Source organism: Sphaerisporangium siamense, from assembly GCF_014205275.1.
GTDB classification, from domain to species: Bacteria; Actinomycetota; Actinomycetes; order Streptosporangiales; family Streptosporangiaceae; genus Sphaerisporangium; species Sphaerisporangium siamense.
Genome location: NZ_JACHND010000001.1, coordinates 1,267,097 through 1,281,201, shown reverse-complemented (window position 1 = coordinate 1,281,201; position 14,105 = coordinate 1,267,097). Strand labels below are relative to the sequence as shown.

The 14,105-nt window shown below is 73.8% G+C and carries 12 protein-coding genes; 8 read left to right on the top strand and 4 right to left on the bottom strand.

Features of this window, described 5'->3' with window-relative positions:
- Positions 1-1,086: an enolase C-terminal domain-like protein gene (locus tag BJ982_RS05900; RefSeq protein WP_184877320.1), complete on the top strand. Its 1,086-nt coding sequence runs from the start codon at positions 1-3 to the stop codon at positions 1,084-1,086.
- Here BJ982_RS05900 and BJ982_RS05895 read toward each other — a convergent pair.
- The gene (locus BJ982_RS05895) at positions 1,043-2,026 is read right to left on the bottom strand and encodes a GntR family transcriptional regulator (protein ID WP_184877318.1); all 984 of its coding nucleotides are present in this window, start codon (positions 2,024-2,026) and stop codon (positions 1,043-1,045) included. The two genes, BJ982_RS05900 and BJ982_RS05895, sit on opposite strands and share 44 nt — an antisense overlap.
- A 92-nt stretch (positions 2,027-2,118) precedes the next feature.
- Between BJ982_RS05895 and BJ982_RS05890 the strand changes: the two genes are divergently transcribed.
- Positions 2,119-3,234, top strand: a complete 1,116-nt coding sequence (locus BJ982_RS05890; protein WP_184877316.1) for an FAD-dependent monooxygenase — start codon at positions 2,119-2,121, stop codon at positions 3,232-3,234.
- 27 nt (positions 3,235-3,261) lie between these two features.
- Here the strand turns inward: BJ982_RS05890 and BJ982_RS05885 are convergent, their stop codons facing one another.
- Positions 3,262-3,951 carry a TetR/AcrR family transcriptional regulator gene (locus BJ982_RS05885; RefSeq protein ID WP_184877314.1) on the bottom strand — a complete coding sequence of 230 codons (690 nt, stop codon included), beginning with the start codon at positions 3,949-3,951 and terminating at the stop codon, positions 3,262-3,264.
- A gap of 88 nt (positions 3,952-4,039) precedes the next feature.
- Here BJ982_RS05885 and BJ982_RS05880 point away from each other — a divergent pair, with 88 nt between their 5' ends.
- Genes BJ982_RS05880 through scpA form a run of 5 tightly spaced genes read left to right on the top strand, consistent with a single transcriptional unit; the run spans position 4,040 to position 11,412 of the window.
- Complete coding sequence (locus BJ982_RS05880; protein ID WP_184877312.1) at positions 4,040-5,578, top strand: acyl-CoA carboxylase subunit beta; 1,539 nt, start codon at positions 4,040-4,042, stop codon at positions 5,576-5,578.
- Positions 5,575-5,766: an acyl-CoA carboxylase epsilon subunit gene (locus BJ982_RS05875; RefSeq protein WP_184877310.1), complete on the top strand. Its 192-nt coding sequence runs from the start codon at positions 5,575-5,577 to the stop codon at positions 5,764-5,766. Before BJ982_RS05880 ends, BJ982_RS05875 begins: the two co-directional genes overlap by 4 nt.
- Positions 5,763-7,544 (top strand): acetyl/propionyl/methylcrotonyl-CoA carboxylase subunit alpha, encoded by a 1,782-nt coding sequence (locus tag BJ982_RS05870; protein WP_239123801.1) that lies wholly within the window; start codon positions 5,763-5,765, stop codon positions 7,542-7,544. Before BJ982_RS05875 ends, BJ982_RS05870 begins: the two co-directional genes overlap by 4 nt.
- A complete protein-coding gene (locus BJ982_RS05865; RefSeq protein WP_239123802.1) occupies positions 7,541-9,250 on the top strand; it encodes a methylmalonyl-CoA mutase subunit beta in 1,710 nt (569 codons plus the stop codon). Before BJ982_RS05870 ends, BJ982_RS05865 begins: the two co-directional genes overlap by 4 nt.
- Positions 9,247-11,412 (top strand): methylmalonyl-CoA mutase, encoded by a 2,166-nt coding sequence (gene scpA, locus BJ982_RS05860; RefSeq protein ID WP_184877306.1) that lies wholly within the window; start codon positions 9,247-9,249, stop codon positions 11,410-11,412. Before BJ982_RS05865 ends, scpA begins: the two co-directional genes overlap by 4 nt.
- A gap of 83 nt (positions 11,413-11,495) precedes the next feature.
- On the opposite strand, the gene BJ982_RS05855 is transcribed toward scpA, so the two are convergent.
- Positions 11,496-12,095: a CBS domain-containing protein gene (locus BJ982_RS05855; RefSeq protein ID WP_184877304.1), complete on the bottom strand. Its 600-nt coding sequence runs from the start codon at positions 12,093-12,095 to the stop codon at positions 11,496-11,498.
- 174 nt (positions 12,096-12,269) lie between these two features.
- The gene (locus tag BJ982_RS05850) at positions 12,270-13,139 is read right to left on the bottom strand and encodes a D-alanyl-D-alanine carboxypeptidase family protein (RefSeq protein WP_221482277.1); all 870 of its coding nucleotides are present in this window, start codon (positions 13,137-13,139) and stop codon (positions 12,270-12,272) included.
- Positions 13,140-13,451: 312 nt separating this feature from the next.
- Between BJ982_RS05850 and BJ982_RS05845 the strand changes: the two genes are divergently transcribed.
- Positions 13,452-14,060: a hypothetical protein gene (locus tag BJ982_RS05845; RefSeq protein ID WP_184877301.1), complete on the top strand. Its 609-nt coding sequence runs from the start codon at positions 13,452-13,454 to the stop codon at positions 14,058-14,060.
- The last annotated feature ends 45 nt before the right edge of the window (positions 14,061-14,105 follow it).

The following is a 14,105-nucleotide window of genomic DNA, read 5'->3' as shown; positions in this document are numbered from 1 at the left end:
ATGGCGATCGACCTGGCCGCGCGCGCGTACCGGATCCCCACGGACGACCCCGAGGCGGACGGCACCTTCGCCTGGTCGAGCACGACCATCGTGATCGTCCACGCCGCCGACGGCCCCGTCACGGGTTTCGGCTGGACGTACGGGCCCGCCGCGACGGCCGCGGTCGTGGCCGAGCTGCTGGCGCCGGCGGTCGGCGCGCTGGACCCCGACGACGTTCCCGGCGCGTGGACGGCGATGGCGCGGCAGGTGCGCAACGCCGGCCGTCCCGGCGTCGCGGGGATGGCGCTGTCCGCGGCCGACTGCGCCCTGTGGGACCTCAAGGCGCGCCGCCACGGCCTGCCGCTGGCGAGCCTCCTCGGCACGGCGCGCCCGGCCGTGCCCGTCTACGGCAGCGGCGGGTTCACGACCTACGACGAGGAGCGGCAGCACCGCCAGCTGGCCCACTGGGCCATCGAGCAGGGCATCCCCCGCGTGAAGATCAAGATCGCGCAGTCGTGGGGACGGGCGTCAGGACGGGACCTGCGGCGGATGGCCGACGCCCGCCGGACCATCGGCGACCGGGCCGAGCTGTTCGTGGACGCCAACGGCGGCTACACGCGCAAGCAGGCCGTCCGCGTGATGGAACGCGCCGCCGACCTGGACGTCCGGTGGTTCGAGGAACCGGTCTCGTCCGACGACCTGGAGGGCCTCGGCGTGGTCCGCGACGCGGTGGACGCCGACGTGGCCGCCGGGGAGTACGGCTACGACCTCACCTATTTCGGGCGCATGGCCCCGTTCGTGGACTGCCAGCAGATCGACGTGACCCGCTGCGGCGGGATCAGCGAGTTCCTGCGCGCCGCCGCCGTGGCCGCCGCCCACGGCCTGGACGTGTCGGGCCACTGCGCCCCGCACCAGCACCTCGCCGTCGCCGCCGCCGTCCCGAACCTGCGCCACCTGGAATGGTTCCACGATCACGTGCGCGTCGAGACCATGCTGTTCGACGGGACCGGCTCGCCGGACGGCGGCGAGGTGCGCGTGCCGTCCGGCGACCCCGGCAACGGGCTCACCCTGAAGGAGTCCGACGCGGCCCGCTGGCGGGTGGCCTGACCGAGGGCGGGGCTCCCGGCGGCATGCCGGCGGATCCGATCCCGTCGTCCCCGACGGCCAGGCCGTCGAGGAGCGTCCGGAGGCCGAACTCGAACAGCTCGTCGAGGTCGAAGTCGTAGCCGTTCGTGTCGAGACGTCTCATGAGGCCGGTGAACAAGGGGGCCCGGCCGGAGGCGATGAGGGCGTTCATCGCCCGCTCCTGGGTGTCCATCCACTGGTCGCCGGACAGCCCGGTGGCGGCCATCGCCTGGGTCTCCCGTTCCAGGTGCACGGCGAAGCCCTGCACGTACCCGTAGATCAGCACCTCGATGGACAGCATGGCCGCCGGGGGCAGGCCGAGGCCGTCCAGCGCGCGCAGCATCTGCTCGCCGTGCCTGAGCAGGCCCGGCAGCGGGAGGGGGCGGCTGAGAGGGGTCAGATGGGGCAGCCACGGATGCCGCCGGTAGGTCCGCCACAGCGTCCGCGCCACCGTCTCCAGCCGCTCGCGCCTGCCGAGCGGGCCTGCCGTGTAGCGTTCCTCGCTGTAGGCCAGGTCCGCCATGGTCCTGACCAGCTCGTCCCTGCCCCGCACGTGCCGGTAGATGGCCGCGGGCGGGACGCCGAGCCGGGCGGCCACCGCGCGGATGGTCACCGCGCCGAGCCCTTCGGCGTCCGCGGTCGCGATCGCCTCGCGTACGATCCGTTCCCGGGTCAGCTCCGTCCCTCCGGCGCGCCGCCGCGGCCTGCCGAGCGTCGCCGCCACCACGGTGCCCGACCTCGGCCTCGCCTCCAGCAGGCCCTCGTCCTTGAGCACGGCGAGCGCCCGCACCGCCGTGGCCGCCGCCACCTGGAAGTCGCGGGCGAGCGCGCGGGTGGAGGGAGCCTTGTCGCCGGGCACGAGCTCGCCGGTCCTGATGCGCCGCCGGAGCTCGTCCGCGATGCGCAGGTAGGGATGGTCCACGAGAACTGTCCTAGTACAGATTGCGGCGGGAGGAGCGGAAACTGTTCTAGCACAGTTGGGTGGGTGAACACCGCCTGGAATACCAATGAGCCATGACTTCAGTGCTGATCTCCGGCGCGAGCGTCGCCGGCCCCGCCCTCGCCTACCTGCTCCGCCGGCACGGCTTCGCCGTCACCGTGGTCGAGCGCGCCCCCGCCGCGCGTGCCGGCGGCCAGGCGATCGACGTGCGCGGCGCCGCGCTCACGGTCGCCGACCGCATTGGGATCCTCGCCGACGTGCGCCGCCACCGCACCCACATGAAGGGCATGTCCATGCTCGACGGCGACGGCAACGAGCTGTGGCGGTCCACCGAGATGGCGCTGTCCAGCGGCCGGCTCGGCGGCGACGACGTGGAGCTGCTCCGCGAGGACCTGAGCCGCCTCATCCACGACAGGACGCGCGACGACGTCGAGTACGTCTTCGGCGACTCCATCGCCACGCTCGACCAGGACGGGCACGGCGTGCGCGTCACCTTCGAGCGGTCGGCGCCGCGCGCCTTCGACCTGGTGGTCGGCGCGGACGGCCTGCACTCGGCCGTGCGCAGGCTCGCCTTCGGCCCCGAACGCGAGTTCGTCCACCACCTCGGGATGTACGTGTCGATCTTCTCGACGGACAACTACCTCGGCCTGGAGGACTGGCAGACCTGGTTCAACGACGGGTCGGTGGGCGGGGCCGTCTACCCGGTGCGCGGCAACACCGAGCTGCGCGTCAACCTGGGCTTCGAGTCCCCCGACCCGATCGCGTACGACCACCGTGACGTCGAGGCGCAGAAGCGGCTGGTCGCCGACCGCTGCGCGCGGGCCCGCTGGGAGGTGCCCCGGCTGCTCAAGGCGATGTGGGACGCCCCGGACTTCTACTTCGACTCGATGGCCCAGGTCCGCATGGACCGCTGGTCGTCCGGCCGGGTGACGCTGCTCGGCGACGCCGGCTACTGCGCGTCCCCGCTGTCCGGCCAGGGAACGAGCCTGGCTCTGATCGGCGCCTACGTCCTCGCCGCCGAGCTGGCGAGGTCCGACCACGAGACCGCCTTCGCCGCCTACGAGTCCCGCATGCGCCCCTTCGTCACCCTCAACCAGTCCCTCGTCGAAGAGAACCGCAAGCACATGGAAGAGGACCCCGACGGCGAAAGCCCGGTGGACCGCGTCAAGAACGCGATCGAGCTTCCCTGACGCTCCGCCGGGACGCGCGGCGACGGCTCAGGAGGGGCTGCCTCCGCCGGACTCCAGGTGTCGCCGGACGGCGGACATCACGGCCTGGGGGGTGGCGGAGCGGGGGAAGGCGGCGACGACGATCTCGTCCCCCTTGTCCTGGGGTTGTTCCAGGTGGCGGAAGGTGGCGATGACGTAGCCGAGGGCGTGGTCGAGGGGGGCGGAGGGGTCGTAGGTGCCGCCGGCGCGCAGCCAGCCGCGCAGCACCTGGTTGTGGGCGGCGACGACGGAGGCGGCCATGAGTTCGGCGCGCAGGTCCGCGTCGGGGGACGCGCCGAGCCACGCGCCGACGAACTCGCGGAACAGCCGCTGGTAGCGGGCCACGCTGGAGATCTCGCGGTCGCGCAGCGCGGGCACCCTGCGGACGAGGCGGTAGCGGCGCAGCGAGACGTCGGCGTCGTCGACGTAGTGGGCGAGCACGATGCGGACGGCGTCGGTGATGGCCACGATCGCGGTCTCGGCGGTGGAGGCGCGCAGCCGGGCGTCGATCCTGGCCAGCAGCGCGTCGTGGTCGGGGAAGATCGCGTCGTCCTTCGAGCGGTAGTGGCGGAAGAACGTGCTGCGGCTCACCCCCGCGCGGGCCGCGATGTCGTCGACCGTGGTCGCGTCGTAGCCGTTCTCGTCGAACAGCGCGACGGCGGCCTCGGCGAGGCGGCGGCGGATGGGCGGTGTGGACACGTGGGTCATTCTTCCGGACCTGCGGGGTTGCCATTCGCCATGATACTGAGTACCATAAAAGCGATACTCAGTCTTATCGGGGTGGTGGATGAACCCGCACGGAACCGCGGACGGCCTCGCCCGCCTGAAGGAGCGCCTCGACGAGGCGGTCCACGCCGCCGAGGCCCGCGCCGCGGCCAAACAGCACGCCAAGGGCAGGCTCACCGCGCGCGAGCGCGTCGAACGCCTGCTGGACGCGGGCACCTTCGTCGAACTGGACGCGCTGGCCAAGGGATCTCTCGCCTACGGTGACGGCGTGGTCACCGGGCACGGGACGATCCACGGCCGCCGCGTGTGCGTGTTCGCGCAGGACTTCACGGTCGCCGGCGGCAGCCTCGGCGAGGTGTACGGCCAGAAGATCTGCAAGGTCATGGACCTGGCCGTGCGCAACGGCTGCCCGATCATCGGCATCAACGAAGGCGCCGGGGCGCGCATCCAGGAGGGCGTGGTCTCGCTCGGCATGTACGGCGAGATCTTCCGCCGCAACATCCGCGCGTCCGGCGTGATCCCGCAGATCTCCCTCGTCATGGGCGCCTGCGCGGGCGGCCACGTCTACTCGCCCGCGCTCACCGACTTCACGATCATGGTGGACTCCTCGTCCCACATGTTCGTCACGGGCCCGGACGTGATCAAGACCGTGACCGGCGAGGACGTCACGTTCGAGGAACTGGGCGGCGGCCGGGTGCACAACAGCCGCAGCGGCGTCGCCCACTACCTCGCCCACGACGAGGACGACGCGCTGGACTACGCGCGGGCGCTGCTGTCGTACCTGCCCGACAACAACCTCGACGAGCCGCCGCACCCGGTCTTCGAGGCGGACCTGGAGCCGTCCGCCGCCGACCTCGCGCTGGACGCGCTGGTGCCCGGCTCGCCGAACCAGCCCTACGACATGCACGAGGTGATCGCCGCCCTGCTGGACGACGGCGACTTCCTGGAGGTGCAGGCGCTGTTCGCGCCCAACATCGTGGTCGGCTTCGGCCGCGTCGAGGGCCGTCCGGTCGGCGTCGTGGCCAACCAGCCGATGCGCATGGCCGGCACGCTGGACATCGACGCCTCCGAGAAGGCCGCCCGGTTCGTCCGCACCTGTGATGCCTTCAGCGTCCCGGTGCTCACGCTGGTGGACGTGCCCGGCTTCCTGCCCGGCACCGACCAGGAGTGGAACGGAATCATCCGGCGCGGCGCCAAGCTCCTGTACGCCTACGGCGAGGCCACCGTCCCGCTCGTCACCGTCATCACCCGCAAGGCCTACGGCGGCGCCTACGACGTGATGGGCTCCAAGCACCTGGGCGCCGACGTCAACCTCGCCTGGTCCAGCGCGCAGATCGCGGTGATGGGCGCGCAGGGCGCGGTCGGCATCCTGCACCGCAAGCGCCTGGCCGCCGCCGGCGACCCCGGCACGTTGCGGGCCGAGCTGATCCGCGAGTACGAGGAGACCCTGGCCACGCCCTACCTGGCGGCCGAGCGCGGCTACGTGGACGCGGTGATCCGGCCGAGCGAGACGCGCCGCGAGGTCACGCTGGCGCTGCGGCTGCTGCGCGGCAAACGCGACGCCCTGCCGCCCAAGAAGCACGGGAACATCCCGCTGTGAACGTCGTCACCGGCCACCCGACGCCCGAGGAGCTCGCCGCCCTCGTCGTGGCCCTGCGCGTCGCGAGGGCCGCCGCCCCCGCGCCGCCGCCCCCGGCGCCCCGTCCCCGGCCCGCGCTGCGCGGTCCTCTCGCGACCGGTCCCCGCGGCTGGCGGGAGTCGCGATGGAACCTTGGGAGGTCCCTGTGAGCACGAGTCCGCGCAAGGTGCTGGTCGCCAACCGCGGCGAGATCGCCGTCCGCGTCATCCGGGCCTGCCGGGACGCCGGGATCGGCAGCGTGGCGGTCTACGCCGACCCCGACCGGGACGCCTCCCACGCCCGCATGGCGGACGAGGCGTACGCGCTGGGCGGCGCCACGCCCGCCGAGACGTACCTGTCGATCGAGAAGATCATCGACGTCGCGGCGCGGTCCGGCGCGGACGCCGTGCACCCCGGCTACGGATTCCTCGCCGAGAACGCCGCGTTCGCCCAGGCCGTCATCGACGCCGGGCTGACCTGGATCGGGCCGCCGCCGCACGCGATCACCGCGCTCGGCGACAAGGTCCAGGCGCGGCACATCGCCCAGAAGGTCGGCGCGCCGCTCGTGGCGGGCACCCCCGACCCGGTGTCCGGTGTGGCGGAGGTCGTCGCGTTCGCCGAGGAGCACGGGCTGCCCATCGCGATCAAGGCGGCGTTCGGCGGCGGCGGGCGCGGGCTCAAGGTCGCGCGCACGCTGGAGGAGATCCCCGACCTGTACGACAGCGCCGTGCGGGAGGCGGTGGTGTCGTTCGGCCGGGGCGAGTGCTTCGTGGAGCGCTACCTCGACAGGCCGCGGCACGTCGAGACGCAGTGCCTGGCCGACGCGCACGGCAACGTCGTCGTGGTCTCCACCCGCGACTGCTCGCTGCAGCGCCGCCACCAGAAGCTCGTCGAGGAGGCCCCCGCCCCGTTCCTGACCGCGGCGCAGGAGGCGCGGCTGCGCGAGTCCTCCAAGGCCATCCTGCGCGAGGCCGGGTACGTCGGCGCGGGGACGTGCGAGTTCCTCGTCGGGCAGGACGGCACCGTGTCGTTCCTTGAGGTCAACACCCGCCTGCAGGTCGAGCACCCGGTCACCGAGGAGGTCACCGGCATCGACCTGGTACGGGAGATGTTCCGCGTCGCGGCGGGCGAACCCCTCGGCTACGACGACCCGCCCGCGCGCGGCCACTCCGTCGAGTTCCGGATCAACGCCGAGGACCCCGGCCGCGGCTTCCTGCCCGCACCCGGCACGATCACCCGCTGGCGCGCGCCCTCCGGCCCCGGCGTCCGCCTCGACGCGGGCTACGAGCAGGGCGAGACCGTGCCCGGCGCGTTCGACTCGCTGGTCGCCAAGCTGATCGTCACCGGCGCCACCCGCGCCGAGGCGCTGCGGCGCGCCCGCAGGGCCCTGGCCGAGTTCGAGATCGACGGCATGCCCACCGCGCTGCCCTTCCACCGGGCCGTCGTGACCGACCCCGCCTTCACCGGCGAACCGTTCACCGTCCACACCAGCTGGATCGAGACCGAGTTCCACAACACCATCGCCCCCTACGACGGCCACGCCGAGGCCGCGGCGGCACAGGAGCGGGAACGGATCACGGTCGAGGTGGGGGGCAAGCGCCTGGAGGTCGTGCTCCCCGCCGGCACCGTCACCGCCTCTGTCACCGCCCCTGTCACCGCCGCGAACCGGCGGCCGTCCCCCGCCGGGAGCACGTCCCGGCGCGGCGGTGCCAAAGCGGCCGCGAGCGGGAACGCCCTGGTCAGCCCCATGCAGGGGACCATCGTCAAGGTGGCCGTCTCCGACGGCGACGTCGTCGCCGCGGGAGACGTCATCGTCGTCCTGGAGGCCATGAAGATGGAGCAACCACTGACCGCCCACCGGGACGGCGTCGTGACCGGTCTGTCGGCCGAGACCGGCGCGACCGTGACGGCGGGCGCGGTGATCTGCGAGATCAAGGACGGGTCGTGACACCGGCCGCGACCCGCGAGCGCTGGCGGGAGCTGGCCGGGGAGGTCCTGCGCAAGGCGGGCGGGGACGGCGCCGAACCGGAGCGGGCGCTCGCCACCACGACCTACGACGGCGTCACCCTCGCGCCGCTGTACGACGCCGCGGACCTGCCCGACGACGCGCCCGGCCTCCCGCCGGCCACCGGTGACGGCCGCCCGCCGGGCCGTCCCTGGCAGGTGCGGCCGCGGCACGACATCGCCGACCCGGACGCCGTCCTGGCCGACCTGGCCAATGGCGCCGGGTCGCTCTGGCTCGCCGTGGCCCCCGAGGACCTGTCCCAGGCCCTCGCCGGCGTGCCGCTCGACACGACCCCGATCGTGCTCGACGCGGGCGCCCGCACCTCCGAGGCCGCCGCGGCGCTGCGCGCGCTGGCCGAACGGCGCGGCCTGCCGCCCGCCTCGCTGCGGGGCTGTCTCGGCGCCGACCCGCTGGGCCTTCCGCCGGGCACGCCGGCCGGCCTCGCGGGCGCGACCGGCCTGGCGCGCGCCGGCGGCCTGCCCGGCATGCGCGCCATGGTCGCGGACGCCACCCCGTACCACGAGGCCGGGGCCGGCGACGCGCAGGAGCTCGGCTGCTCGATCGCGACCGGCCTGGCCTACCTGCGCGCGCTCACCGACGCCGGCCTCACCGTCGAGGAGGCGTTCGGGCAGATCGAGTTCCGCTACGCCGCCACCGCCGACCAGTTCGCCACGATCGCCAAGTTCCGCGCGGCCCGCGTGCTGTGGGCGCGGGTGGCCGAGGTGAGCGGCGGGCCGCCCGGCCAGTTCCAGCACGCGGTCACCTCGGCGGCCATGATGGCCCGCCACGACCCCCACACCAACATCCTGCGCACCACCCTGGCCTGCTTCGCCGCGGGTGTGGGCGGGGCCGACGCCGTGACCGTGCGGCCCTTCGACGACGCGCTCGGCGCGCCCGGCGCCTTCTCCCGGCGTCTCGCCCGCAACACCTCCGCGCTGCTGACCGACGAGGCGCACGTGGCCCGGGTGGCCGACCCGGCGGGCGGCTCCTGGTACGTCGAACGCCGCACCGCCGACCTGGCCGGCCACGCCTGGGAGTGGTTCCAGGAGATCGAGGAGGCGGGCGGCATGGCCGCGGCGCTCGCCTCGGGCCTGGTGCCCGAGCGGATCGCCGCCGTCCGCGCGACCAGGGCACGCGACATCGCGCGCGGGCGCGCCCCGATCATCGGCGTCACCCACTACCCCGACCTGTCGCGGCCGCCGCGCCCGGCCGCCCCGTCCCCGCGCCCGCCCGAGGGCGTCCTGCCCCGCATCCGCCACGCGGGCGAGTACGAGGACCTCCGGGATCTGGCCGACGCCCGCCCGGTCCGGCCCCGCGTGTTCCTCGCCACCCTCGGCCCGGCGCGCGAGCACGCCGCGCGGACCTCGTTCGCCGCCGGCGTCTTCCACGCGGGCGGCATCGAGACCGTCACCGGGATCCCCGAGGAGTTCGACCCGCGCGTCACCACGGTGGCCTGCCTGTGCGGCGGCGACCGCCGGTACGCCGAGCAGGCGGCGCAGGCCGCGGCGGCGCTGCGCGCGGCCGGCGCCACCAGGATCTGGCTGGCCGGGCGCGACCGTCACGACGGCGTGGACGCCGTCCTGCACGCCGGGTGCGACGTGCCCGACGTGCTCCGCACGACCCTCGCCGACCTGGAGGTGACCGCGTGATCCCCGACTTCCGCGGCGTCGGTCTCACCGGCGCGGCCCGGTACGCGCCCCCGGCGCCCGGCGGCGACCCCTGGCAGAGCCCCGAGGGCATCCCCGTCGCGCCGGTCTACACCCCCGCCGACCTCGAAGCGGAGGACTACGACCCGCACACCTATCCGGGCATTCCGCCGTACGTGCGAGGGCCGTACCCCACCATGTACGTCACCCGTCCCTGGACGATCCGTCAGTACGCGGGGTTCTCCACCGCCGAGGAGTCCAACGCCTTCTACCGGCGCAACCTGGCGGCCGGGCAGAAGGGGCTGTCGGTGGCGTTCGACCTGGCCACGCACCGCGGCTACGACTCCGACCATCCGCGGGTGGCGGGGGACGTGGGCATGGCGGGGGTGGCGATCGACTCGATCTACGACATGCGGCGGTTGTTCGACGGCATCCCGCTGGGTGAGATGTCGGTGTCGATGACCATGAACGGCGCGGTGCTGCCGATCCTGGCCCTGTACATCGTGGCGGCCGAGGAGCAGGGGGTGCGGCCGGAGGAGCTGACCGGGACCATCCAGAACGACATCCTCAAAGAGTTCATGGTCCGCAACACCTACATCTACCCGCCGGCGCCGTCGATGCGGATCATCTCCGACATCTTCGCCTACACCTCCCAGCGGATGCCGAAGTTCAACTCGATCTCCATCTCCGGCTACCACCTGCAGGAGGCCGGGGCCACCTGCGACCTGGAACTGGCCTACACCCTGGCCGACGGCCTGGAGTACCTGCGCGCCGGCACCGCCGCCGGGCTCGACGTGGACGCCTTCGCGCCGCGGCTGTCGTTCTTCTGGTGCGTCGGCATGAACTTCTTCATGGAGGTCGCCAAGCTGCGCGCCGCCCGCCTGCTGTGGAGCCGCGTCGTCCGCGAGGCGGGCGGGCGGGACCCGCGCTCGCTGGCGCTGCGCACCCACTGCCAGACCTCCGGCTGGTCGCTGACCGCGCAGGACGTGTTCAACAACGTGGTGCGCACCTGCGTCGAGGCGATGGCCGCCACCCAAGGGCACACCCAGTCGCTGCACACCAACGCCCTGGACGAGGCGCTCGCCCTGCCCACCGACTTCTCCGCCCGCATCGCCCGCAACACCCAGCTCGTCCTGCAGCACGAGTCGGGGACCACCCGTGTCATCGACCCCTGGGGCGGCTCCTCCTACGTGGAGACCCTCACCGGCAGGCTCGCCCGCAGGGCCTGGGAGCACATCACCGAGGTCGAGAACGCCGGAGGCATGGCCAAGGCGATCGAGGCCGGGCTGCCCAAGCTGCGCATCGAGGAGGCGGCGGCCCGCGCCCAGGCGCGCATCGACTCCGGAGCCCAGCCGGTCATCGGGGTCAACCGGTACCGCACCGACGCGCACAGCGAGGTCGAGGTGCTGAAGGTGGACAACACCGCCGTCCGCGCCACGCAGGTGGAACGGCTGCGCCGCCTGCGCGCCGAGCGCGACCCCGCCGCCGTACGCGAGGCGCTCGACGCGCTCACCCGAGGCGCGGCCGGGGACGGCAACCTGCTGGCCCTGGCCGTGGACGCGGCCCGCGCGCGGGCCACGGTCGGGGAGATCTCCGCGGCGCTGGAGGAGGTGTTCGGCCGCCACCAGGCCGACGTCCGCACCATCACCGGCGTCTACCGGGACGAGATGGGGGACGGCTCGGACACCGCCCGCGCCGCCGCGGCGGTCCGCGACGCCTGCGCCGCGTTCGCCGCGGCCGAGGGGCGCCGTCCGCGCATCCTGGTCGCGAAGATGGGCCAGGACGGGCACGACCGGGGCCAGAAGGTGATCGCCACCGCGTTCGCCGACCTCGGCTTCGATGTGGACGTGGGTCCGCTGTTCCAGACCCCCGCCGAGGTCGCCCGCCAGGCCGTCGAAGCCGACGCGCACATCGTCGGGGTCTCCTCGCAGGCGGCCGGGCACCTGACGCTGGTGCCCGCCCTCCGCGACGAGCTGGCCGCGCTCGGGCGCGACGACATCATGATCGTGGCCGGTGGGGTCATCCCGCCCGGCGACGTGCCCGCCCTGCGCGCGGCCGGGGTGGCGGAGGTCTTCCCGCCCGGCACCGTCATCACCGACGCCGCGCTACGCCTACTCGGCGACCTGTCGTCCCGCCTCGGCCACCCGGCCACCGCCGGCGTCTGACCCGGCGCCCCGGCGACGCGCCCGGTGGTCTGGCGATCCGGCGACCCGTGGTCCGCGGCGCCCCGGTGAACCCGGCGACCCGGTTACGCGGGCGTGTGCCGGACGCGGCTCACGCCCGGGACGGTGCGCGCCAGCGTGCCGGCGATCTCGTCGAGGTCGCCGCCCGCGTGGCCGCGCAGCTCCACCTCGCCGTCGGTGACGGTCACCTCCCAGGCGGGGCCGGACGGGAACCGTTCGCGCAGCGCGTCCAGGACGGCCCGGCGCACCTCGTCGTCGGGCGCGGCGAGGGTGGCCATCAGATCACGCCTGCTGACCATCCCGACCACCTGGTCGTCGCGGAGCACCGGCACGCTCTTGACCCGCTTGGCGACCATCAGGTCCACCAGGACGGCGGCGTCGGTGTCCTCGGCCACCGTGGTGACCTGGGTGGACATCACGCTGCCGACCCGCCGCGGCGCGGGGTCCGCCGGTCCGCCCGACCTGCGGACGCTCACCCGGGGATCGGGCTCGAACGCGCCGCACAGCAGGTCCATCTCGCTGACGATCCCGACCAGCTCCCCGTAGTCGCCCAGCACGGGGGCCGCGGTGATCCCGTGGGAGTGCAGCGTGCGGATCGCCCGCCGTATCGGATCCTCCGGCCGCAGGGTGATGGCGGGGCTGGTCATGACCTCCTGGACGAGCATCCTTCCCCCTCCTTGCCGGGGCCGTCCCAGGGAGGCCCGCCATGCTCGATACGGCTCGTCGTCTCCTTCATCGAACCGTGGCCGCCGGTGGCCGCCAAGAGGCCGAGGGCCCCGGCTCCGGGGACGTTCGGCCCGCTCCGGCGCTCGCCGTGGCGAACCCGTGTCCGCCGGTCGTCACACCTGGTCGCGGGCGGTGTCGCCGGCGTGGTCGCCGCCCCAGTCCAGCAGCGATTCGGCGGTCACGAAGCGCCGGGAGGAGACGTCCTCGCCGAGGATCACGCCGACCAGGCGACGTCCGGCGCGGTCCGCCGCGAACGTCAGGCAGAAGCCCGCGTCGTTGGTGAACCCGGTCTTCACGCCGAGCACGCCCGGCTCTCCGGCGATCTTGTTGGTGTTGGTCCAGGTGTAGGACCCGTGCTCCGCCGACTCCGCCAGGGAGTGGCTCGGCGTGGCGGTGATCGCCCTGAACCTGCCGTCGCGCAGGGCGGCCGCGGCCAGCCGCGCCTGGTCCCGCGCCGTGGAGTAGCCGTCGCCGTCCGGGGTCGGCAGCCCGTCGGCGTTCACGTACAGGGTGTCGCGCAGCCCGAGCCGGTGCGCGGTGGCGTTCATCTTGCGGACGAAACCGTCGACGCCGGGGCCGTAGCGGCGGGCGAGCGCGTGCGCGGCGTCCGCGCCCGAGGGCAGCATCAGGCCGTAGAGCAGCTCCCCGACCGGGATCTTGTCGCCGGGACGCAGGTCGGCGGTCGTGCCGCCGCCCTCCTCCGCGTAGTCGGCGTCCTGCTGGACGATCTGGACGGTGTCCGCCGGCTTGGCCTCGCTGAGGACGATGTAAGCCGTCATGACCTTGGTGAGGCTCGCGATCGGCATCCGCGTGGCGGCGTTCTCGTCCAACAGGGATGCGCCGTTGGAGGCGTCCATGAGATACACGGCGCGCCCGAACACCTCGGGCGCGCGGCTTTGCGCGGACGCGAGGACGGCGGTGGGCGCGGGCTGGGCGATCGCCGGTGACGAGACACCGCTGACCAGGGCGGACGTGGCGAGCAAGCCGCTTGTCGCAAGTTTCCAGAGACGCACGGCATTTAGCGTGCCATGGGGTTGGAAATGCTTTTATGCGATAAAAGTAAAATCCCGGCCTGGGTGCGGGAAAGGACCGGCACGCTCGCGTCGGTCCCGCCGGTGGGGGTTCGTTTACCGTTTACGGAGCCGACCTGTACGCGCGGAGCCCTCGCTCATGATCGCTCTACCGGCAGGATGATCCACGGTCGTGCCCCGGCCCCCCGGAAGGGCCGCCGTGCCGCGACCGCAGGACCGTGCGATCGGCCACGGTCCCCGCCGAGACAGCAGTGGGGGATCACCATGTCGAGCTTCAGCCGCAGGGCCTTCGTCTCCGGCAGGCGTGCCTGCCTGGTGGCCGCCGGCGCCGCCGTCCTCATGGCCGGGGGCATGATGACGACCTCGGCGTCCGGCGCGACCTCGGAGCCGCCGCCCGGCGCGGCGTCGGGCCCCGCCGAGGGCGCCGGCCTGGCGATCGCGTCGGGCATCAACTACCTGCCCGCGCGCGTCAACCTCCAGCCGACGGCGTCCGGGGCGTGGGTCGGCACCGGGCTGGCGGTCACCCTGCCCCACGCGGGCACCTACGCGCTCGACCTGAACGTCCGCACGCGGCTTACCGGCGTCCCGCCGGTCAACGCGTACGTCGTCGGGCGGCTCTGGAACACCACCGCGGGCGCGCTCGTGCCCAACAGCGAGCGCCTGCTCAGCCAGATCCTCGACACCACGCCGCTGGCCGCCGGGGCCATCGGCAAGAACGAGACCGCCCCGATCAGCGAGTACATCACCGTCAACGGGCCCACGACGATCCGCCTGGAGGTGCAGCGGACCAACGCGTCCGGCGCGTCGACCGCGGCCGATGTCTGGACCGACGCCAACGGCCGCTCCTCGTTCCGCTACACCGAGATTCCCTGAGCGACCGCCGCGAAGGGCGGCGCCCCGTCCGCCGCCCTTCCGGAG